The organism is Candidatus Chlamydia corallus (assembly GCF_002817655.1).
Lineage (GTDB): Bacteria > Chlamydiota > Chlamydiia > Chlamydiales > Chlamydiaceae > Chlamydia > Chlamydia corallus.
Window position 1 is genome coordinate 14,179 of the sequence record NZ_NWQK01000004.1, and the last position, 20,858, is coordinate 35,036.

A 20,858-nucleotide genomic window follows, 5' to 3' on the forward strand; every position below is an offset into this window, starting at 1 on the left:
CCGATGTCTTAGGAGCCTAGTGCAGCAATAGAGAATATAGATAAATAAATCAAGGAAATGCTCTTATGAGGATTTCTAGTAGAATTACCAAGCTGGGGGGAACAGAAGCTAAGAAACTTTTAAAGAGTTTAGCGGTTTCTTAAAATATTAGTGGAGTATTTAGCAGTGTCAAGGAAGATCTAAAACCAAAATCGTTTCAGATCTTCTTGAACTGTGTGGTTTCTCACCAAAAATAGTGAGGAGAGGGAATGGTTATCTAAACCGCGGATCATTATTTCTGGTTGTTTTTTTTCTGATTTTCTCTCTCGTCATAACCATCGGAAAAGGGATTCTTGGGGTCAAATTTGTTAGGAGAACTTTTGCCTGGAGGCGGAGTTGTACGCGAAGTGCTAGTTTTCTTACTTTTCTTCTTAGATTTTTTACTGTCCTGGTTCGAATCCTCATCTTTCTGTTGCTGTTGTTTGTTTTGACCATCGCGAGAGGAACGGCGGGAAGATGAAGATATTCGAGGAATTGAGGAGTTTCTGTCTTTAGGATAGATGGGTTCAGGATGTACAATCACACTACTTGCAGGAAAGCTAGGAGGGGTGGGGCTCCCAGGTGTTATGGGGATAAATGAGCTTTCGGTTTTACTTCCAGTGAAGGGACCTTGATTAAATTCTTCGAAACGAGATGGATGAGAGCCCCCCTCAAATGGAGGACTGATTGATCCTGGTCGTTGGGACTCATCAAGGGATTTTTTTGTTGGGAAACCATCATGCCAGGGTGAGTGCTTGCCCGTATGATCTGGTGAATAGCTCATAGATCCTTGGGCTCTACGATGGATGTGACGATGACGGGCATCTTGTCTTTTTGCGGCTTCTTCCTTTTTGCGGCGGGCATCTGCAGCTAAATTACTCTTGCTTTCAAGGGCGATTTTTTTTGCATCTTCGGGTGATGGGGAATCTAGAAGAACATCTATTGTCTCTTGAGTTTTCTTTTGGGTTTTCAAGAGGTGTTCCGTACGAAAATAGTTCAGAGTGAGCTTATTCAATGACATGAAATATAGGCCCACCGTAATTAACCCCATGATAAACATAGGATTGGCAAAGACTAACATAGTCCCACCAGAGACAGCGAAGGCTCCTGCAATAAGACCGACAGCAATTGCTAACACAATTATAGGAACAACGATAGCTGTGATTCTCTCTGCAATCTTCTTTGCTTTTGGACTATTCATAATATCAGAAATAAGTAGAGAAACTCCTAAAGCTCCCATAACAAGTGCTGGGGCAAGAGCATAGAGCATGATGCTACTTCCTGACGCAGTCAGGAGAATCGAAAGAATAGCAATTGCTGCAAGGGCAATAATGCCTATATCGTAGACATAGCGCATTTTAGGATAGCGATCAGGAACAGTGATAAATCGGCGGAATAATCCTGTTGATGACGTTTTTAGATTTTTTATTATACCTGGAGCCCGTGATGGGGACGGTTCGGCAGGAACTTGCGGCTGGCCCAGGGGATTTATAGGCGAATTGCTCATACTATCAACTTATTGTAATTATCATTAAGACTATGAACTTTCATCCACAGAATATATTTCATATTATTATAAGATTTAATGGGATTTAGTTAGTTGTCTTTTCTTTTCGGTTTCGATTTTTTTTATTAAAATGAATTTTTGGTTAAAATCTTAACTGATTTTTAATAAAAATATTAAGTTACATTTACTTAAACTCTTCATCAAAATAAGACTCGCTTATCAGAGGCACATATTCATCAGCACACGGAGGGGGTGTAGAAGATAAAGTCGGAGTCGGAGGTTCCGAGGGTGTAGGAACAGGTCGGTGTTGGGGGAAAAGGTTTTTATGGATTTGAAAGAGGGAAGCGCTAGTAGTTACAGACATGAGAATGCCCAATGAGATAAATACTACTGCAGGGGGTATAAAGATCAGGCTAAAGACGAGAGCCGCAGTAATAGCAATAGTAAGAAGCTGAAAGAGCCAAGCCATACAATAGGAGGAAAGATGCTGGCAGCTTCTTGTTTTTATGGAGTTAAAGAGGGCTCGTATTGGTAGGGTAGCGCAACCGTAAGCTGCACTGCAGGGAATCAGGATAACCTTAAGAGCTCCTAGGATTGTGGAGACGAGTACTTCTATGGCTAATGCAGTTTTGGGGTAGCGCTCAGCGCAGTTTTTCAATTTTCGAGCCAATACACGTTCTGGAAAAATATCGTCCAGATATAGCTGTGAACCCTGTTTACAGATATTTTTGAAGCCCATATCCGTTTGAAATAGAATATTTTATGAAAATCACATAAAAGTTTAAGAGGATAGGGGTTTTTAGACAATCGAAATTCTCAGGTAGGAAGGAAAATAGGAAAGAATACTTTCTCTAAACCTCTGCATGAGAGTATACAAAGATCTTGATGTAAGTCGGATACTAGAAGTTGATTACGGCAGAACCTCCGAAAAATGGTGATGTTTTAAAAGCGTGAGACGTTTTGTTATTGTTGTGATCATCTGCTATCGAAATGTCATTACCAATAGACCAACCGTAAAATCCCTTAATAAAACTTCCTGGCCAGGGGGTTAGCTTCGCGCTGGCCTCAATTTCGCGTCCTTGATACTCAAAGATCCCGCGAGAAGAAACTAAGTGATTCCTATGAAGTTTTTTTCGGAATCTTGTAAGGCGATAAGAGAAACCTAAATTGCAGACAGAGGTCGAGCGGTAATCGATAGAAAAATTCACAGGATAGATACAATTCAAGGTTAGCTGGTCGGTAGCTTTGTAGCTCACTCCTACCAAAGGCCAGGCTTTCTCTTGATGGAGGCCTGTTTCATTAATGACGCCAAAAATGGCAGAAAGCTTATCCGTAGCCTGGTATTTGCCAGAGAGAACTCCTTGATAGAGCCCATAACCCATCTCAATGTTTTGAGGATCAAAAAGTCCAGAAAGAATGATAGACCACTGCCAATTTTTTAAGGAGAGTGTGTAAGCTCCCAAAGAGAGAAGAGCATAGCTATAAAAAGATCTATCTTGAAAAGTCGCCCAGCCTAGTCCCTTAGGATCCGTCTCTGAAAGAGGGGTCGAGCTCTTCCATTGGATATCTGCGCCTATATAACCAGTAGAAAAAAGAAAACCTGAATGTTTTGTAATCGGAAGCGTGCAGAGAAAAGTTCCATCGTATTGACGATAGCCTAGAGTTTGATACGAAAGCTTTTTAAATTTGGCATCGTTAACTTTTAGGTATTGTACCTGAGTAGAGAAGGGACGTGGAGGAGGATTTTTACAGTCCTCTTCATCAATCCCACAAGCATCTTGAACAATAAAAATAGGAGTCGAGAGTACGTGTCCCGCAAATGCAGCGAGGTGAAAGAGCAGTTTGAACATGTTCCGTAGAATTTTCCAACTTTACCAGAGATTGAAATGAAATATACGTAATTTTAAAATTACTATCTAATGATTTTCCTGCTTAGGAGGATTTTCAAGGGGATTTATCTGAATGGAGGGTACTATTTAGAGGCCTAACGAAACTACAGCTTTAACGTTTCTTCGATAGATTTTTAAGACCTTTTATCAAAGATTTCTCTTTCTTCTTTTCTAATTTGTTCTGGCAGAGAGCAATGTCAATTTTAAGCTTGCTGTTAGCTTCCTTTTTCTCTTCAATTTGATTTAAGATTTTTTCTTTTTCTGAATTCTTCTGTGTTACGAGCTCAGGAATATGAGTCTCTTTAATTATAGAGAACATCGATCCATATCTCTTGGCAAATCCTGACCCTATAGAAGATATGTCTTGAGACATCTCATCGATTAGTTTGGTGCTTGTCTGCTTATTTTTTATGGGGATTGCTAGAAGAAGAGCAAGAATCAGGGTGATTAAGATTACCGCTAACCCGATTCCAAAGATGATCCAGTTTCCTTGAAATGCCGCGCAACTTGCTAAGAGTGTTCCTGCTAATGTTACAAGGAGTGTTAGGACAAAGCAAAGCCTTTGCTTTGTAGACAATTTTGAGCGAAAGGTCTCCCAAGGAGTGGCTGGAATAGAATCAGGTTGTGTAATATAACCATCAAGGCAAGTGGTAGCCTCTGGAGAAGAGGGAAGAGGTTGGCTCTCGGGTAATGATGGTTGGGTTACGGAATCTATCATTTTTTCTCCTAATCGTCGCTAACTAATTTCGACCTGTCTTTCGGGTAAGCTGGGATCGTGCCTTATACAGAGCCGCTTGTAGCGCTGTCTCTTCCTGTGAGAGTTTAGAGAGTTCTTGGTGTAGCCTTAACGTTTCCTCGGTAGCTTGTTTTTGTGCGTTGCTTACAAGCCTTAGAGATGATTCGGGTCGAATTTTCTCTCTTATAAATTGTACTGTCTCATGTAGTTGCTGAGGGAGCTGCCTAACTAATCTAATAAAGTCTACAAAGGCTTGTAAGGAAAAAAGTGCCAAAATAGTAAGAACTATGCCGATCGCAATTTGAAGAATGCTTTGGGCATAGCAGCCCAAACAGATCACAGTAATTCCCGCGAGAGCAGAGATCACCAAAATAGTAATCACAGCAATATGAATAGGAATGGATCGCTTAAGAAAAACGTTACCTTTATCTTCCAGAGTTAAGATTTCTTTATTCGTTGTGAATAAATCAGCAGGTTCTTCTGGAAGGGCTGAGGGAAATACCTTATTTAAACTAGACACAAAGAGAACTCTATTATTTGAGGCAATAATTTAAAGAAAATGGTATTTTTATTCAATTAGTAAAACTAGTGCGACCTTGTAGTTATTCAAATTTTTAAAACCCTACCCTTGTTACCAGGAGTCAATTAAGAAAGACTATGCAACGAACCGTGATCGTAGCAATGTCAGGAGGCGTGGATTCTTCTGTTGTTGCCTATTTATTTAAAAAATTTACTTGTTACAAAGTTATCGGCTTATTCATGAAAAACTGGGAAGAGAAGACCGAAGAGGGCCTTTGCTCCTCTACCGAAGATTACAAAGATGTAGAGAGAGTGTGTCTTCAGCTCGACATACCGTATTACACTGTATCTTTTGCTAAAGAATATAGAGAAAGAGTTTTTCATCGTTTTCTCAGAGAATATGCCCTAGGTTATACCCCTAACCCAGATATTCTTTGTAACCGAGAAATCAAATTTGACCTTTTACAAAGGAAAGTCCGCGAGTTTGGCGGAGATTACCTGGCTACAGGGCACTACTGCCGATTAAATACAGATTTTCGCGGACCTCAACTATTGAGAGGTCTTGATTCTCAAAAAGATCAGAGTTATTTCTTATCAGGGACTCCCAAAGAGGCTCTTTTCAATGTGCTTTTTCCTCTGGGAGAAATGAACAAGAGTGAAGTTCGTGCGATTGCGGCTAACGCGGCTCTTCCAACAGCAGAAAAAAAAGACAGTACGGGAATTTGCTTCATTGGGAAGCGTCCTTTTAAAGATTTTCTAGAGAAGTTCATTCCCAATAAAATTGGTAACATTGTCGATTGGGATACCAAGGAAGTTATAGGAAAACACGAGGGAGCTCACTATTATACCATAGGGCAGCGGCGAGGGCTTGATCTTGGAGGATCTGCAAAACCCTGCTATGTTATAGGAAAAAGTATAGAGGAAAATATTGTTTATATTGTGAGAGGGGAAGATCATCCCCAACTTTACCTTCAGGAATTAACAGCCAGAGAGCTCAATTGGTTTATTCTCCCTAAGTTGGGATGTCGCTGCAGTGCTAAAGTTCGCTATCGTTCTCCTGACGAAGAATGCGTTATAGAATATATTTCAGATGACGAAGTCAGGGTGCGCTTTTTACAACCCGTCAAGGCAGTGACTCCAGGACAAACAATAGCGTTTTATCAGCGAGAGCTCTGCCTTGGCAGTGGAGTGATCGACGTCCCTAGGATTCCATCCCAGGACTAGGGATCGCAGCTTCTTTGGGCTCTTGCTCCTCTTCTTCCCTTTCGAATGTAACACGGTTTTCGACTAAGGTCGCGCGTAGCTTGCGAGCTTCTTGACGGCAGGACTCTTTAAGCAGTAGCTCTGCTAGAGGATCTTCAAGGTATTGCTCAATGACACGACGTAAAGGACGCGCTCCCATTTCTGGAGAATGTCCCTTCGTGACCAGGAAGGAAATCACAGAGTCAGGGATATTAAGAGCCATTTGGTAATTTTTAAGTCTTGAGTCAAGCTTATTGATTTCCAAATGGATAATCTCTGATAGGGATTCTTTTTCTAAGGGACGGAAAATCACACTTTCATCCAAACGGTTAATAAACTCAGGCTTTAAGTGCTTTTTCATAGCATTTTCGATTTTTTCTTGGATAACCTTATAATCCATATGAGACTTTAGGCCAAAACCGATTTCTCCACTTTTGCGAATGAGATCTGCTCCCAAATTGGAGGTCATGATAATGATCGCATGACGGAAATCCACCTTACGACCAAAAGAATCTGTAAGACGTCCTTGTTCTAAAATTTGCAACATCAGGTCCATAATGTCGGGGTGAGCCTTTTCTATCTCATCAAAGAGGACCACACAGTAAGGACGACGACGGACTTGCTCAGTAAGATGACCCCCTTCTTCATGACCTACATATCCTGGAGGCGATCCCATCATCTTAGTGGCAGCAAATTTTTCCATGTATTCCGACATGTCCACCTGAATGAGAGCATCCTCACCACCAAACATCTCTATAGCAATTTGCTGAGCGAGCAGGCTTTTACCTACGCCTGTAGGCCCAAGAAATAGGAAGGAACCCGTAGGTCTGTTAGGATCTTTGATTCCTGTTCGAGAGCGTCGGATGGCGCGGCAGATGCTGGTAACCGCATCGTTCTGACCAATCACTTTTCTCCTTAACGTGTCTTCTAATTTCAGGAGCTTTTCACTTTCGGCTTCTGTAAGCCTTGCTGATGGGATTCCTGTTTGCAGCGAAACTACTTGAGCTACTGCTTCCTCATCTACAGGAACCTGGTGCTCTTCCTTATGATTTTCCCATTCCTGCTTCATACTTTGCAGACGTTCACGAAGTTTCTTCTCTTCATCACGTAAGCCTGCGGCTTTTTCGTATTCTTGGGTGCCAATTGCCTGTTCTTTGGCCAATTTTGTATTTTCGATTTCTGCTTCTAGCTTCATTAAATCTGTGGGCTGACCCATAGTGTTCACACGGACACGAGCGCCCGCTTCATCTAAAAGATCAATCGCCTTATCTGGAAGGAAACGTCCATGAACATATTGATCTGAAAGAGTAGCAGCCGCTTTTAAAGCCTCTTCTGTAATAAAGACATTGTGGTGTTCTTCATATTTTTTCTTCAGACCACGTAAAATCTCAATAGTCTCATCCACACTAGGAGGATGAACGACAATTTTTTGGAAACGACGTTCTAGAGCAGCGTCTTTTTCTATGTGCTTGCGATACTCATCTATGGTAGTCGCGCCAATACATTGAATTTCACCCCGGGCTAGCGCAGGTTTTAAAATGTTAGAAGCATCTATGGCTCCTTCGGCGGCTCCTGCTCCTACAATCGTGTGGAGCTCATCAATGAAGAGCAAGATGTTTCCATGCTTGCGAACCTCATCCATGACAGCTTTAATCCGCTCCTCAAATTGCCCCCGGTATTTTGTTCCCGCAATCATCAAAGCAAGATCCAAGGTAATCAATCGCTTTTTGCGCAACGCATCAGGAACTTCATTGAGAATAATCTTTTGAGCAAGACCCTCAACAATCGCAGTCTTACCAACTCCCGCTTCTCCAATAAGCACAGGATTGTTTTTTCTTCTTCGACAAAGAATCAAAATTAACCGCTCAACTTCCGAGGAACGACCGATGACAGGATCGAGCTTGGATTCTCTGAACATCTCCGTTAAATCATAACCGTATGCTTTTAAAGCAGAAAGCTTCTCGCTTTTGTCGGAACCTAGGCTATGGCCTAACGAGGATTTCGAAGAAGAGGGGTTGCTTCGAGAGGATGATGAGGAAGAAGAAGGAGGAAGCTGTAGATTGAAGGTCTCTAATTCTTTAAGAATTTCCTTACGAATCTCTCTTGGATCAATGTGTAAATTTTCTAATACTTGGAGAGCCACGCTATCTGTTTGGTGCAAGATCCCTAAGAGCAAATGCTCGGTCCCTACATAATTGTGCTCTAGGAGGCTGGCTTCTTCATTTGCTGATTCAAAAGATTTTTTTACTCTCCCTGTAAGGGCGGGATCTCCGTAGACTTGGATTTCTGGACCATAACCAATCAGACGTTCGACTTCTTGTCTTGCTGTATCAAAATCTATCCCGAGGTTGCGTAACACATTAACAGCTACCCCTTGGCCGAGTTTGAGCAGGCCAAGTAGGATGTGTTCGGTGCCCAGATAGTTATGATTTAAACGCTGAGCCTCCTTTTTGGCCAATTTAATGACTTGCTTTGCTCTATTAGTAAACTTCTCAAACATAAAAACCTAAAAGACAGGGGTAGAACTTTCCTTAAGCATATACGAAATTTAAAATAATGATGCAACTCTTCGCTCTAAACCAAAAAAATTCGTAGAATTACTCTGAATTTAAGGGAAAGTTATGCACAAACTTTTACATATGATACAATAATTAGCCTCTTTTGAAATAGTCTTAGTTAGTTTTTATGTTCGTTATATGAAAGTTCGTATCGTAGATTCAGGAAAATCTTCAGCAGCCTCCCATATGGCTAAAGACCGAGATATGTTGCAGGATCTTAAAGAGGGTGAGCTAATTTTACATCTCTCTAGCTTCATTAAATCTGTGGGCTGACCCATAGTGTTCACACGGACACGAGCGCCCGCTTCATCTAAAAGATCAATCGCCTTATCTGGAAGGAAACGTCCATGAACATATTGATCTGAAAGAGTAGCAGCCGCTTTTAAAGCCTCTTCTGTAATAAAGACATTGTGGTGTTCTTCATATTTTTTCTTCAGACCACGTAAAATCTCAATAGTCTCATCCACACTAGGAGGATGAACGACAATTTTTTGGAAACGACGTTCTAGAGCAGCGTCTTTTTCTATGTGCTTGCGATACTCATCTATGGTAGTCGCGCCAATACATTGAATTTCACCCCGGGCTAGCGCAGGTTTTAAAATGTTAGAAGCATCTATGGCTCCTTCGGCGGCTCCTGCTCCTACAATCGTGTGGAGCTCATCAATGAAGAGCAAGATGTTTCCATGCTTGCGAACCTCATCCATGACAGCTTTAATCCGCTCCTCAAATTGCCCCCGGTATTTTGTTCCCGCAATCATCAAAGCAAGATCCAAGGTAATCAATCGCTTTTTGCGCAACGCATCAGGAACTTCATTGAGAATAATCTTTTGAGCAAGACCCTCAACAATCGCAGTCTTACCAACTCCCGCTTCTCCAATAAGCACAGGATTGTTTTTTCTTCTTCGACAAAGAATCAAAATTAACCGCTCAACTTCCGAGGAACGACCGATGACAGGATCGAGCTTGGATTCTCTGAACATCTCCGTTAAATCATAACCGTATGCTTTTAAAGCAGAAAGCTTCTCGCTTTTGTCGGAACCTAGGCTATGGCCTAACGAGGATTTCGAAGAAGAGGGGTTGCTTCGAGAGGATGATGAGGAAGAAGAAGGAGGAAGCTGTAGATTGAAGGTCTCTAATTCTTTAAGAATTTCCTTACGAATCTCTCTTGGATCAATGTGTAAATTTTCTAATACTTGGAGAGCCACGCTATCTGTTTGGTGCAAGATCCCTAAGAGCAAATGCTCGGTCCCTACATAATTGTGCTCTAGGAGGCTGGCTTCTTCATTTGCTGATTCAAAAGATTTTTTTACTCTCCCTGTAAGGGCGGGATCTCCGTAGACTTGGATTTCTGGACCATAACCAATCAGACGTTCGACTTCTTGTCTTGCTGTATCAAAATCTATCCCGAGGTTGCGTAACACATTAACAGCTACCCCTTGGCCGAGTTTGAGCAGGCCAAGTAGGATGTGTTCGGTGCCCAGATAGTTATGATTTAAACGCTGAGCCTCCTTTTTGGCCAATTTAATGACTTGCTTTGCTCTATTAGTAAACTTCTCAAACATAAAAACCTAAAAGACAGGGGTAGAACTTTCCTTAAGCATATACGAAATTTAAAATAATGATGCAACTCTTCGCTCTAAACCAAAAAAATTCGTAGAATTACTCTGAATTTAAGGGAAAGTTATGCACAAACTTTTACATATGATACAATAATTAGCCTCTTTTGAAATAGTCTTAGTTAGTTTTTATGTTCGTTATATGAAAGTTCGTATCGTAGATTCAGGAAAATCTTCAGCAGCCTCCCATATGGCTAAAGACCGAGATATGTTGCAGGATCTTAAAGAGGGTGAGCTAATTTTACATCTCTACGAGTGGGAAAACCCCTGTTCCCTGACCTATGGTCACTTTATGCGTCCAGAAAAATTTTTAGTTTCCAACTATAAAAATCTAGGATTGGACGCCGCGATTCGACCTACTGGAGGGGGATTTGTCTTCCACCAAGGAGATTATGCTTTTTCTCTTCTTATGTCAGCAACTCATCCCTCCTATTCTTCATCTGTATTAGCGAACTACCATACTGTGAACTCTTTTGTAGCGAAGGTTCTGGAGAAAGTATTTCGGATCCAAGGGATTTTAGCTCCAGAAGACGAAAGCTCTTCTCTCGAGGCTTCAGGGAATTTTTGTATGGCAAAAACCTCTAAGTACGATGTTCTTTTTGGGGGAAAAAAGATTGGTGGTGCTGCCCAGCGTAAAGTACAACAGGGATTTTTACATCAGGGATCGCTATTCCTATCAGGAAGTTCTTCCGATTTTTACCAGCGATTCTTACGACCTGAGGTCCTTCAAGAAATTCTTGAACAGATAAAGGCGCATGCTTTTTTCCCTTTAGGTTTTGAGTCTGACACCGACTTGCTTTGCGAGGTACGTCAGCAAATCAAAGAGGCATTTATTAAATTGTTTTGTTGTGAGGGATTATGAATCAATTACGTTCTTGCCTAACAGCTCTTGGAATATTCTTTATTTTGTTAGTTCCTAGTTTTGCTTCGGCAAAGACAATCGTAGCTGCAAATAGTGAGCCAATCGGCGTCTTCGTTTACGACAATAGTTTAGAGGCCTTCGAACAGATATTGCGTTGCATAGATCATGCACATTCTTATGTAGAACTTTGCCCCTGCATGACAGGAGGTCGCTTGCTTAAAGATTTACTAGATCGCCTAGGGAATCGTATGGATGAGGTCCCAGAGCTCTGCGGTTATATCATTGTTCAACCTACCTTTACCGATGCCGAAGACCAAAGATTACTAAAGGCTCTAAAAGATCGTCATCCTAATCGATTTTTCTACGTCTTTACAGGTTGCCCTCCCTCAATAAGTATTCTCTCTCCTAATGTCATTGAAATGCATATCAAACTTTCTATTATTGACGGTAAATATTGTATCCTAGGCGGCACCAATTTCGAAGACTTTATGTGTAATCGAGGGAATGAGATTCCTGAGAAAGTAGATGTTCCCCGTTTATTTGTGAGCGGAGTACGTCGCCCCTTAGCATTTCGTGACCAGGATGTCATGCTGCGTTCTACGGCCCTTGGTTTGCAACTTAGGGAAGAATATCATAAGCAATTTGCTATGTGGGATTACTACGCACACCATGCGTGGTTTATTGATAATCCCGAGCAGTTTGCAGGTTCATGTCCACCACTCACTTTGGATCAAGCAGAGGAGACTACATTTCCTGAGATTGACAGTCATGAAGATCTTGTTCTTGTAGATTCTTCAAAAGTTAGGGTAGTTTTCGGTGGTCCCCATGATAAGCAACCAAATCCTGTGACTCAAGAATACTTGAAATTAATCCAAGGAGCAAAATCTTCTCTGAAGCTTGCCCAGATGTATTTTATTCCTAAGGATGAGATTTTATACGCTCTTGTTGATGTTTCTCATAATCATAACGTTCATCTCAGTTTAATTACGAACGGCTGTCATGATTTGAGCCCCTCAATTACTGGACCCTATGCTTGGGGAAATCGCATTAACTATTTTGCCTTAAGCTATGGAAGTCGCTATCTTCTTTGGAAAAAGTGGTTTTGCCAAAAGTTGCAACCCTGTGAGCGGATTTCTATTTATGAGTTTGCTGTTTGGGAAACTCAGCTGCACAAGAAGTGTATGATTGTTGATGATGCAATTTTTGTGATCGGGAGTTACAATTTTGGAAAAAAAAGTGATGCTTTTGATTACGAAAGTATTGTTGTTATCGAATCCCCAGAAGTCGCTGCAAAAGCTCTAAAAGTCTTTAATAAAGATATCGGGTTATCTATTTCTGTAAGTCAAGAGGACATTTTCTATTGGTATTTCCATCCCGTACATCACACATTGGGACATCTGCAACTGACTTATATGCCTGCATAATCCTTACGGGTCTGCTCTGGCAATAGGATCCCTTCTGTAGGCTCAACAGGGATCCTACTTGGTTTTTTTCTTTACTATCGTTTACACTACGCTTTTATTGTTTGGATAGAGGGTGGACTTTGTTATCGTTCTTCTATAAGCATCAAAAAAAATTTATTGGCATTGTAATTGCTGTAGTTTGTGTTTCTGGTATTGGAGTGGGCTGGGGACGATTTTCTAGAGGAGAAGGTTCTAGAGAATCCACTTCACGTCGGATTGTCTTTACCACTGCATCAGGGAAGAAGTATTTAGAAAAAGATTTTGTCGCTATGAAAAAGTTCCTCGCTCACGAAGCATATCCCTTTACTGGGAATCCAAGGGCTTGGAATTTTATTAATGAGGGGCTACTTACTGATTATTTTCTAACGACAAGGGTAGGAGAAAAGCTCTTTTTAAAGGTTTATACTTCAAGAGAAAAAATCTTTAGCAAGGAAAAAACATACCAGCCCTATCGTCGTTTTGACGCTCCTTTTATTTCCTCTGAAGAAGTTTGGAAATCTTCGGCTCCTCAGCTTTTAGAGATCTTTAGGATCTTTCAACAAATAGAAAATCCTGTATCCAAGGAAGGATTTCTTGCTAGGGTCAAACTTTTTCTTGAAGAGAGAAGGTTCCCTCATTACGTGCTTCGACAAATGTTAGAGTATCGCAGGCAAATGTTCTCACTTCCCCCAGATGAAGCTTTATCACGAGGGAAAGACTTACGTTTATTTGGCTACCATACGATTCAAGATTGGTTTGGGGATGCGTACCTCTCGGCTGCTGTTGAGGTGTTAATTCGCTTTATTGACGAGCAAAAAAAGGTGCTTCCTAGGCCCTCACGACAAGAAGCTCATGACGACTTCTATGATAAAGCCAAGCATGCATACGCCAAGATAAGTAAAAACAAAGAGTTTTCCTTGGGATTTCAAGAATTTGTGAACTCGTATTTTCAGTTTTTAGAGACCTCCGAATCCGAATTTTTCAACATGTATCGAGACATATTGCTTTGTAAAAGAGCATTTCTCATGCTACAGGGCAGTGTTTCTTTTGATTTCCAACCTCTAACTAAATTTTTTGTTCAAGGAAAAGATTCTATACAAGTAGAGTTCTTTAAACTCCCTAAAGAGTATAGCTTTAAAACAAAGCAAGAATTAAAAGCTTTTGAAACCTATTTAAGGTTAATTAGCTCGCCTAAATCGGATTGCTTGGATGTTCCCCACGAGATGTTGCCTATAGCTAATATAAAAATTAAAGAACCTCGATTGGTGGGTAGAAGGTTCTCTATAGACTACAAGAGTATAGCTTTGCAAGACTTAGCAGCTAGTGTGCCCATGGTTGAAGTACTACAATGGCAACAAAATTCTGAACATTTTCAGGAGATTCTCCAGGAGTTTCCTGAAGTGGAGACCTGTCAGTCATATAAAGACTTCCAGCACCTTAAGCCTATCTTGCGAGATAAAATTTCTCTCTTCACACGCAAGGAAATCTTAAGGGCCCGCTCTGAGAGAATTTCTGAAGCTTTACAACGGATTCCCATGGAGAGTCGCGAGCTTCTTTTATCTGCGGGTAAAGATAGTGCTTTACCAGGAATATCCGACGGTCAGCAACTAGCCAAAGTGTTGCTTGAAAATGAGGTCGTAGATTTATATAGCCAAGACTCAGAAAGATATTATAACTTTGTTGTTAATAATTCTTTTGAAAAAGAAGAAGTGCTTCCTTATCGTGAGGTTTTAAAAAGAGATCTGGCTTCAAAGTTAGTTGCTTCTCATGGTCATCTTGTAGACATGGAGCGTATAGAATCTGCTTTACGCACGCGTTATCCAAAAGAAGAGGGCGCTGGCCTATGGCAACGGCGTCTTTGGAAAGTGATCGAAGACCATAGGTTGGGAAGGCATCTAGGGGGGACTTTGGCATGGAGTTTAGAACGCTCATTAAAAACTTTTTCCCGAGGGGACAGCGAGTTGCCCGAAGACTTTGACAGACTTTTCTCTATGAAGATAGGAGAATACTCCTCTGTATTGATGAGTCCTAACGAAGGTCCCTGTTATTATCAGTGCTTGTCTCATTTACTTTATGATCGTCCTGCGAGCGTGGATAAACTATTTTTAGCTAAAAGTCAGTTGGACGAAGAACTTTTAGGATCCTATATGGAACGCTTTGTAGAACAGGGAGTCGTAAGGTAATGTGGTATTCTGATTATCATGTCTGGGTTTTGCCAATCCATGAGAGAGTCGTGCGCCTGGGATTAACAGGAAAAATGCAGAAAAACTTGGGAACGATTCTTCATGTAGATGTACCTTCAGTGGGGAGCGTATGTAAAGAAGGTGAGGTTTTAGTCGTTTTAGAGTCTTCTAAATCTGCTATTGAGGTTTTAAGTCCTGTATCAGGAGAAATTATCGATGTAAACCTTGATCTAGTCGACGATCCTCGGAAGCTTAACGAAGCTCCAGAAGGAGAAGGCTGGTTGGCTGTAGTACGGTTAGACGATGACTGGAGCTCCTCGAAATTCTCTTTGACGAATGAAGAATAAAATTTTTATTGCATATACTTAATTTTTAAGAAGATAAGAGGTATTTTTTTAAGCTTAAAACATTTAAAATTTATGTCATCAGTTTAAAAAATTTTACCAAAATTTATTTTATGGCTTCAGCTAGCTCGATAGCGCCTAATTCCGCACAAGATCACGTACAACAACGTGTTGAGAATCCTCGTGTAAAGAGGCTTACTATAGCAATAATAGTGCTCTCGTTGGTTGTGATTTCTTTGGTAGCTGCTGGTCTGTTTTTAGCAACGTCAGCACCCCTACAACTCTCTATTTGGATTACTGCGAGCTGTATTACTCTATCGATTTTGGTTTGTGCGTGTTGGCGCTATAAAATTCTCAGTGCCACAACGCCGAAGAAAAACTAAGTTTATTAATTAAAGCTTAGTCTACATTTTATTGATTTTACAACCATGATACCACTACCTAAGTACGTTCATTGCTCTGAAACAAATCCAAATACACTTGCCTTACTCAAGCAGTATTCCAGTGTGTCCCATGGTTCGGAGAACTCTTTATGTTATCGAGTGTTCTCCAAGGTCCTTGCTATTCTCCTTGTTTCGTTAGCTGCAGCCCTGATAACGATTCTATTTTCTCCTCAAGATTCGCAACTGAAAATCTGCGCTTTCTATATCGGTATTACTCTTGCTGCTTGTATTTTATTGACGATAGGTATTTATTGTATCGTAAATAAAATTCTCTTCAGTTTGAGAAAGCCACCACCTCACCCCGCATCTCGAATTGAAATCGGTTAAAAGTGTTTTGCTCTACAAAAAAGTTTACAGAAAGCTTTTCCAGAGCAAGAACAACGTTGTCTTCGTGATTTAGAAATACTTTGCCAATGTTTAGGAGAAGATATTTCTTCTGGATTCGTAGTGTTTTGAACAACTTCGACTTTGATAGGAACTCTTGTACTAGTTGCTGAGGGTTTAGAAATATCAATGCCCGTTAAGCTCATAAAGGCCATAGCAATGAGACCTGTTGTGATGAAGGAGATTCCCATTCCTTGGAGGTTTTGGGGAATGTTAGAATAGGCGAGTTTTTCTTTGATAGTGGCTAGAATAACAATAGCAAGCCACCACCCACATCCCGCTCCTAAAGAGAAAATCATCATAGGAATAAAAGGATAACTACGCGTAATTCCAAAGAGCACCCCTCCTAGGATCGCACAGTTCACGGCAATCAGTGGAAGGAAAATTCCTAAGGAAAGATAGAGGTTCCTGGAGACCTTTTCTAGGATAAGCTCTAAAATTTGCGTGAATGCCGCAATCACCACAATGAAAATGATGAGCTCTAGAAAACCTAAATTTACAGAAGCTAAAGAGGGAGAAATCCAAGTGAGAGCTTTGGGGCCTGTGATGAACGCATGGACAAACCAGTTGATACTTCCTGTTACGGTGAGGACAAGAGCTACAGACATTCCCAAACCATTGGCTGTGGACACCCTACCAGAGCAGGCAAGGTAGCTGCACATCCCCAAAAAGTTCGCAAGAAGGATATTCTGAATAAAAACTGCTTGTAGGAGAATGCCGAAGACATTAAGCCAAGTATACGAACCTAACCACATAAACTACCTTTTTGTCTTTTTAGAGTCGCGAATGTTGACAAGCCAAATCATAATACCGAGTAGGAAAAAAGCTGATGGCGCTAGCACCATGAGACTTAAATTTTCGTATCCATCGGGATGGGTTTCCGAAGCATAGATAAATTGAGGGATAATGCGAAATCCCATAAGAGTTCCAAAGCCGAAGAGCTCTCTGATCACTCCGATGAGAAGTAAAACCCAACCGTATCCTAATCCTGAGGCGAAGCCGTCTAAGAACGCAGGAATCGGGGGAACATGCCTAGCTAGACTTTCCGATCTTCCCATTACAATACAGTTGGTGATGATAAGGCCAACAAAAACAGAAAGTGTTTTGGAAATATCAAAGAAAAAGGCTTTTAAAAATTGGTCTATGACAATCACAAACAAACTGATGATAATTAGCTGAGTGATCATCCTTACACTATCAGGAGTAAACCTACGCAATAAGGAAACAAAAAATGACGAGCATCCTGTAACAATGCTGACAGCAAGTCCCATAGTAATGGCAGTTTGTACTGTCGTTGTCACTGCCAGGGCAGAGCAAATTCCTAAAATAGCAATGAGTATTTGATTGTTGCTCCATAGTGGATCAAAGAAGTAACTCTTATAGGACTTTTTACTTGTCATTAGGCTGTTTTTTTGAATGGTTTAAATTGGAAAAATGTATAAGGAGTTGACGATAGCAAGCTAAAGATTGCACGTAAGCTTCAGTGACACCGTTGCACGTCAAGGTTGCTCCAGAAATCCCATCAATAGCAGAAAGAGCTTTTCGAGAATCTGCAAACGTGGTACTCACGGAACCTTTAATTACCTCAAGTCCTAGGTTTGTTGTTGCAAAATCTGTAGTTCCAGAAGAATCTTGTAAGAAGACCTTTTTCCCATAGAACTGCTCTTGCCATTCGGGATTCGTAATATTTGCCCCTAGGCCTGGCGTTTCTGCTTGTTGATACCATGCAGTTCCCAATACGGTATCACCATCGTTTTTAATTCCCAGATAACCATGAATAGGGCCCCAAAGGCCAAATCCTGATATAGGGAATATCAAAGCTTCGACTACAGAAAGATCTTTCACAATGTCGGATCCTGACATGTTTTGTGTCCGAGGTGTGTTTTCTAAAATGACATAAAATGGCAAGAGAGATTGTTCACATGCAGGGTGTTCTTGATATTTTTCAAAAAACTCAGTGGCATTAAGATTTTTTTCTTCAAAAGAAACTACCTTGCCTTGGGTATTTGTAAGTAGAGGACGGACAAAGCGTTCAGCATAAAGTTCTAAATCAGAATGGGAAACGGCTGAGACTTTTTCTGTAGCAACTTGAAGGAGTTGAGTTTTTTTATTAAAAACCGCAGGTAGCCAATCCTTTTTTTCCTGAATTTGAAATCTTCCTTTAAAATCCAAAACGCGAGCAGCTAAAAGCATTTGCTTATCGCGATCGAAAGTGGCTGCTTGTTCCTGTATTGGGGAAAGCACGTAGTATACTGTAGATAACAATACTCCTGCAAATAAGCTTAGGCCCAAGATAAAGGAGATGATGTACCACGTTTGGTTTATACGGGAGCTACATTTTGAAGAGCCTTTGGACATATTCTAGACTCTCCTTTTTCTATACTTTCTAACAGCAAAATAGTCGATAAGAGGAGCAAATACATTACCCAGAAGAATTGCTAACATCACTCCTTCAGGATATGCAGGGTTGATAAGACGAATCACGATAGTCATAAATCCTATAAAGAAGCCATAAACCCATTTCCCTAATTTCATAGTGGGAGAGGAAACAGGGTCTGTAGCCATAAAGACTAAACCAAAAGCAAGTCCCCCGAGAAAAAGCTGTCGATAGGCGGGAATGAAAAATCGAGCAGGTGCCCAAGCTCCATTTTGTCCGATAATTAGCACGCTGATACATTTAAACAACCATCCTGTAAGAAATGCTCCTATCCCGAAGGCTACCATGGTCCTCCAGGAGGCAATGCCAGTAATGATAAGGAATATAGCACCTAATAGGCAGGCACATGTTGATGTCTCTCCTAAAGAACCTATAATGTTCCCCCAAAAGAGATTTCCTGCTGAGAACTTCCCAATACCATAGATCACATCAGTAATCGCATAGGCAGAATCAAACTGTGTGGGAAGAAGTCCTAATCCCCCTTCAGCAACAGGGGCTGTAACGAACGTTTGGAGTTGTGTCAGCGTGAGTTTATCTAGGACCCAACCAGGATGTGTCTCTGCCCAAAGAGAAAATTGTGAGTTAATGACATCTTGAGTAGGGACGTGAGGAATATGAAGTATGTTTGCAGCAATAGTATCTACATGTAGACGCTTCACAGATGGAGGTGTCGAGTTTAGAGTTTGTAAGCATGTAGACTGTGAAAATCCATCAAGAAGTACTTTCCCTGTCGTAGAATTCATCTTGATTAAGCTGTCTTTAATTACTGTGGGGTTGCTTCCTACCCAGACGTCCCCACTCATCTTTGCTGGGAAAGTAAAAAACAAGAATGCCCTTCCTGATAAGGCGGGGTTGAGGATGTTCATCCCTGTTCCTCCGAAGAGCTCTTTACTAACCACAATACCAAATGCGATCCCTAGAGCTGCCATCCAGTAAGGAATGGTCGGAGGAAGTGTGAGAGGATAGAGGATTCCTGTTACAAGAAGTCCCTCTGCAATTTTATGTCGACGCACAACGGCAAAAATGACCTCACAGGTTCCCCCAACAACGTAGCTAATAGTCAGTAGAGGAATGAAGATCTTGAGTCCCTCCGCAAGGATAGGAAAGACATGGATCTCTTTGAAAACAAAGGATAGATAACTACGAAATCCAGAAATATGTAAAAATTGCTCCATCAACACAGGATTGCCTGAGCTGTAAACGATAGCTTGAATTCCTGAATTCCAGATGGCAACAAACGTAGCAGGCAGTAGGGCGATTACAACGAGCATCATCCAACGTTTAACATCTACAGAATCGCGGATGAAAGGAGGTTGCGAAGGGGTTTCAATAGGTTCGTAACAAAATGTATCGATGGCATCTGCGATCGGAGTAAAGCGCTGATACTTATCTTGTTGACAGATTTTCCAAAGAGAATTTATGAATTTTTTGAGCATTATGATTGAGAGAAAAGTTAAGGCTTCTACACGTTCAAAAACGTAGCAAATTGCTTAAAATTTTAGGAATAAAAATTTTCATGATTAAAAAATAGATGGTACTTTCATCTTTATTTTTCCCAAAGTTATGTTACGGTTGTCAAGACCCAGGAGTCTGCTTGTGTTCGGAATGCTTAGAAAAATTCCTCGTAGAAAATAGAGAAGGGCGTTGTATACACTGTTTTCGTTGTCTTGGTGTTTCCGAAATCACTCGATGTAGCCGTTGTTCAGTCTCTTCACAACTTCAAGCTTTCAGCTTGTACCTCCCTTCACAAACGGCACTCTCGATATATTCTCATGCTTGTGAGGGCAAGCGGCCTGCTCTAAAATTTTTCTCTAAAAATATAGGCTTTGAGCTAGCATCACTAGATTCTATACCTAAGTGTATTGCCTATATAGTATCAACAATTTCTAGGGAAATCGTAACAGAAGTTGCTAAAAAGGAAAAGCTTTCGAAAGTCTCCTTATGGCCATGGCTTCCTAAGAAAAAACAAATAGAAAAACTTCCTAAAGGAAAAAGTATCTGCTTTTTGTCTCTTTATCCTTTATCCCAACAATGGATTCAAGCTATTGTTAGGGGGATTTCATCTCCTGTAGTCTCTATCAGTCTCTTTCTTTCTCAGGAGAATCTGTGATTCCTGCAATAGCAAGGTAACCAAGAATACGTACTCCTTCATCGACACAAAGGGTTGTAGCTTGGATATCGCCTTTAATAATTGCGCCTCCACGGAGTTCTACTTTTCCTGATACTGTGATGTTTCCTTCTACGACCCCTTCGATAATTGCTTCTTGTAATTGAATATCTGCTTTTACAACTCCTTTGGGACCGATAATAATTTTCCCTTTGGAGACTAAGATGCCTTCGAAAGTTCCATCAATGCGTAAGAGACGTTCAAAAGCAAGTTCTCCTTTAAAGGTTACACCTTCTCCTAAGGTAGTTTCAGGTTCTTCAAGAGGCAGTAATGCTTCTGTTCCTGAAGTGGAAGACCATGAGGGAAGAGAAGACTCTTCAGCTAAATTATGATTCAAAGGTCGAGCTTCAGAAGCTTTAGGGTTGTCAAAAAGACTCGGGAGCGTTTCTGGACGCTCAGATCTTGAATATGGAGAGTAACTGGAAGGCGAAGAAGTTTCTTCTTCATAGAGTGTTTGCACATCTTCAAAAGGACCTTTACCTGTTCTACGGAACATGAGATGCCTCCTAAA

Annotated in this window: 18 protein-coding genes and 2 pseudogenes; 8 read left to right on the forward strand and 12 right to left on the reverse strand. The window is 40.9% G+C overall.

Features of this window, described 5'->3' with window-relative positions; genetic code table 11:
* Positions 1-271: 271 nt before the first annotated feature.
* The 5 genes from CMV32_RS04930 to CMV32_RS04950 all read right to left on the reverse strand — a co-directional run bounded on the left by CMV32_RS04930 (position 272) and on the right by CMV32_RS04950 (position 4,670).
* Positions 272-1,525, reverse strand: a complete 1,254-nt coding sequence (locus CMV32_RS04930; RefSeq protein WP_100934811.1) for an IncV family inclusion membrane protein — start codon at positions 1,523-1,525, stop codon at positions 272-274.
* A 184-nt stretch (positions 1,526-1,709) separates the two neighbouring features.
* A complete protein-coding gene (locus CMV32_RS04935) occupies positions 1,710-2,264 on the reverse strand; it encodes a DUF5422 family protein (RefSeq protein WP_100934812.1) in 555 nt (184 codons plus the stop codon).
* 160 nt (positions 2,265-2,424) lie between these two features.
* Positions 2,425-3,375 carry a hypothetical protein gene (locus CMV32_RS04940; RefSeq protein ID WP_100934813.1) on the reverse strand — a complete coding sequence of 317 codons (951 nt, stop codon included), beginning with the start codon at positions 3,373-3,375 and terminating at the stop codon, positions 2,425-2,427.
* Between the two features lie 151 nt (positions 3,376-3,526).
* Positions 3,527-4,132, reverse strand: coding sequence for a hypothetical protein (locus CMV32_RS04945; RefSeq protein ID WP_100934814.1), 606 nt, complete (start codon positions 4,130-4,132; stop codon positions 3,527-3,529).
* Positions 4,133-4,154: 22 nt separating this feature from the next.
* On the reverse strand, positions 4,155-4,670 hold the full coding sequence (locus CMV32_RS04950) for a cell division protein ZapA (RefSeq protein WP_100934815.1): 516 nt from the start codon (positions 4,668-4,670) through the stop codon (positions 4,155-4,157).
* 128 nt (positions 4,671-4,798) lie between these two features.
* Between CMV32_RS04950 and mnmA the strand changes: the two are divergent.
* Positions 4,799-5,893: pseudogene (gene mnmA / locus CMV32_RS04955) on the forward strand (tRNA 2-thiouridine(34) synthase MnmA); the annotation flags it as partial.
* On the opposite strand, the gene CMV32_RS04960 reads toward mnmA, so the two are convergent.
* Positions 5,871-8,411: an ATP-dependent Clp protease ATP-binding subunit gene (locus tag CMV32_RS04960; RefSeq protein WP_100934817.1), complete on the reverse strand. Its 2,541-nt coding sequence runs from the start codon at positions 8,409-8,411 to the stop codon at positions 5,871-5,873. The pseudogene mnmA and the gene CMV32_RS04960 sit on opposite strands and share 23 nt — an antisense overlap.
* A gap of 303 nt (positions 8,412-8,714) precedes the next feature.
* Positions 8,715-10,031 (reverse strand): annotated as a pseudogene (locus CMV32_RS04970) (Clp protease N-terminal domain-containing protein); the annotation flags it as partial.
* A 196-nt stretch (positions 10,032-10,227) separates the two neighbouring features.
* Between CMV32_RS04970 and CMV32_RS04975 the strand changes: the two are divergent.
* The 6 genes from CMV32_RS04975 to CMV32_RS05000 all read left to right on the forward strand — a co-directional run bounded on the left by CMV32_RS04975 (position 10,228) and on the right by CMV32_RS05000 (position 15,686).
* On the forward strand, positions 10,228-10,947 hold the full coding sequence (locus tag CMV32_RS04975) for a lipoyl protein ligase domain-containing protein (RefSeq protein ID WP_100934818.1): 720 nt from the start codon (positions 10,228-10,230) through the stop codon (positions 10,945-10,947).
* Complete coding sequence (locus CMV32_RS04980) at positions 10,944-12,371, forward strand: phospholipase D-like domain-containing protein (RefSeq protein WP_239923166.1); 1,428 nt, start codon at positions 10,944-10,946, stop codon at positions 12,369-12,371. Before CMV32_RS04975 ends, CMV32_RS04980 begins: the two co-directional genes overlap by 4 nt.
* Positions 12,372-12,490: 119 nt before the next feature.
* Positions 12,491-14,572 (forward strand): hypothetical protein, encoded by a 2,082-nt coding sequence (locus tag CMV32_RS04985; RefSeq protein WP_100934820.1) that lies wholly within the window; start codon positions 12,491-12,493, stop codon positions 14,570-14,572.
* Positions 14,572-14,919 carry a glycine cleavage protein H-like protein gene (locus tag CMV32_RS04990; protein WP_100934821.1) on the forward strand — a complete coding sequence of 116 codons (348 nt, stop codon included), beginning with the start codon at positions 14,572-14,574 and terminating at the stop codon, positions 14,917-14,919. Before CMV32_RS04985 ends, CMV32_RS04990 begins: the two co-directional genes overlap by 1 nt.
* A 110-nt stretch (positions 14,920-15,029) precedes the next feature.
* Complete coding sequence (locus CMV32_RS04995) at positions 15,030-15,299, forward strand: hypothetical protein (RefSeq protein ID WP_100934822.1); 270 nt, start codon at positions 15,030-15,032, stop codon at positions 15,297-15,299.
* A 45-nt stretch (positions 15,300-15,344) separates the two neighbouring features.
* The gene (locus tag CMV32_RS05000; protein ID WP_100934823.1) at positions 15,345-15,686 is read left to right on the forward strand and encodes a hypothetical protein; all 342 of its coding nucleotides are present in this window, start codon (positions 15,345-15,347) and stop codon (positions 15,684-15,686) included.
* Here CMV32_RS05000 and nqrE read toward each other — a convergent pair.
* From nqrE to CMV32_RS05020, 4 genes are read right to left on the reverse strand one after another with little or no spacing between them, the layout of a single operon-like run.
* Positions 15,683-16,498, reverse strand: coding sequence for an NADH:ubiquinone reductase (Na(+)-transporting) subunit E (gene nqrE / locus CMV32_RS05005; RefSeq protein ID WP_100934824.1), 816 nt, complete (start codon positions 16,496-16,498; stop codon positions 15,683-15,685). The two genes, CMV32_RS05000 and nqrE, sit on opposite strands and share 4 nt — an antisense overlap.
* Before the next feature lie 3 nt (positions 16,499-16,501).
* Positions 16,502-17,143 carry an NADH:ubiquinone reductase (Na(+)-transporting) subunit D gene (nqrD, locus tag CMV32_RS05010; RefSeq protein ID WP_100934825.1) on the reverse strand — a complete coding sequence of 214 codons (642 nt, stop codon included), beginning with the start codon at positions 17,141-17,143 and terminating at the stop codon, positions 16,502-16,504.
* The gene (gene nqrC / locus CMV32_RS05015; RefSeq protein WP_100934826.1) at positions 17,133-18,101 is read right to left on the reverse strand and encodes an NADH:ubiquinone reductase (Na(+)-transporting) subunit C; all 969 of its coding nucleotides are present in this window, start codon (positions 18,099-18,101) and stop codon (positions 17,133-17,135) included. Before nqrC ends, nqrD begins: the two co-directional genes overlap by 11 nt.
* Positions 18,102-18,104: 3 nt before the next feature.
* Entirely contained in the window at positions 18,105-19,616 is a 1,512-nt protein-coding gene (locus tag CMV32_RS05020) for a Na(+)-transporting NADH-quinone reductase subunit B (protein WP_100934827.1), read from the reverse strand.
* A gap of 95 nt (positions 19,617-19,711) precedes the next feature.
* Between CMV32_RS05020 and CMV32_RS05025 the strand changes: the two genes are divergently transcribed.
* Entirely contained in the window at positions 19,712-20,290 is a 579-nt protein-coding gene (locus tag CMV32_RS05025; RefSeq protein WP_100934828.1) for a hypothetical protein, read from the forward strand.
* Here CMV32_RS05025 and CMV32_RS05030 read toward each other — a convergent pair.
* Positions 20,259-20,843, reverse strand: coding sequence for a bactofilin family protein (locus CMV32_RS05030; RefSeq protein WP_100934829.1), 585 nt, complete (start codon positions 20,841-20,843; stop codon positions 20,259-20,261). The two genes, CMV32_RS05025 and CMV32_RS05030, sit on opposite strands and share 32 nt — an antisense overlap.
* Positions 20,844-20,858: the final 15 nt, after the last annotated feature.

What these genes read in the sequence shown, in the direction of transcription:
- CMV32_RS04930 (WP_100934811.1), bottom strand. Translation starts at nt 1,525, where the DNA reads ATGAGCAATTCGCCTATAAATCCCCTGGGCCAGCCGCAAGTTCCTGCC.
- CMV32_RS04935 (WP_100934812.1), bottom strand. Translation starts at nt 2,264, where the DNA reads ATGGGCTTCAAAAATATCTGTAAACAGGGTTCACAGCTATATCTGGAC.
- CMV32_RS04940 (WP_100934813.1), bottom strand. Translation starts at nt 3,375, where the DNA reads ATGTTCAAACTGCTCTTTCACCTCGCTGCATTTGCGGGACACGTACTC.
- CMV32_RS04945 (WP_100934814.1), bottom strand. Translation starts at nt 4,132, where the DNA reads ATGATAGATTCCGTAACCCAACCATCATTACCCGAGAGCCAACCTCTT.
- CMV32_RS04960 (WP_100934817.1), bottom strand. Translation starts at nt 8,411, where the DNA reads ATGTTTGAGAAGTTTACTAATAGAGCAAAGCAAGTCATTAAATTGGCC.
- CMV32_RS04975 (WP_100934818.1), top strand. Translation starts at nt 10,228, where the DNA reads ATGAAAGTTCGTATCGTAGATTCAGGAAAATCTTCAGCAGCCTCCCAT.
- CMV32_RS04980 (WP_239923166.1), top strand. Translation starts at nt 10,944, where the DNA reads ATGAATCAATTACGTTCTTGCCTAACAGCTCTTGGAATATTCTTTATT.
- CMV32_RS04990 (WP_100934821.1), top strand. Translation starts at nt 14,572, where the DNA reads ATGTGGTATTCTGATTATCATGTCTGGGTTTTGCCAATCCATGAGAGA.
- CMV32_RS04995 (WP_100934822.1), top strand. Translation starts at nt 15,030, where the DNA reads ATGGCTTCAGCTAGCTCGATAGCGCCTAATTCCGCACAAGATCACGTA.
- CMV32_RS05000 (WP_100934823.1), top strand. Translation starts at nt 15,345, where the DNA reads ATGATACCACTACCTAAGTACGTTCATTGCTCTGAAACAAATCCAAAT.
- nqrE (WP_100934824.1), bottom strand. Translation starts at nt 16,498, where the DNA reads ATGTGGTTAGGTTCGTATACTTGGCTTAATGTCTTCGGCATTCTCCTA.
- nqrD (WP_100934825.1), bottom strand. Translation starts at nt 17,143, where the DNA reads ATGACAAGTAAAAAGTCCTATAAGAGTTACTTCTTTGATCCACTATGG.
- nqrC (WP_100934826.1), bottom strand. Translation starts at nt 18,101, where the DNA reads ATGTCCAAAGGCTCTTCAAAATGTAGCTCCCGTATAAACCAAACGTGG.
- CMV32_RS05020 (WP_100934827.1), bottom strand. Translation starts at nt 19,616, where the DNA reads ATGCTCAAAAAATTCATAAATTCTCTTTGGAAAATCTGTCAACAAGAT.
- CMV32_RS05025 (WP_100934828.1), top strand. Translation starts at nt 19,712, where the DNA reads ATGGTACTTTCATCTTTATTTTTCCCAAAGTTATGTTACGGTTGTCAA.
- CMV32_RS05030 (WP_100934829.1), bottom strand. Translation starts at nt 20,843, where the DNA reads ATGTTCCGTAGAACAGGTAAAGGTCCTTTTGAAGATGTGCAAACACTC.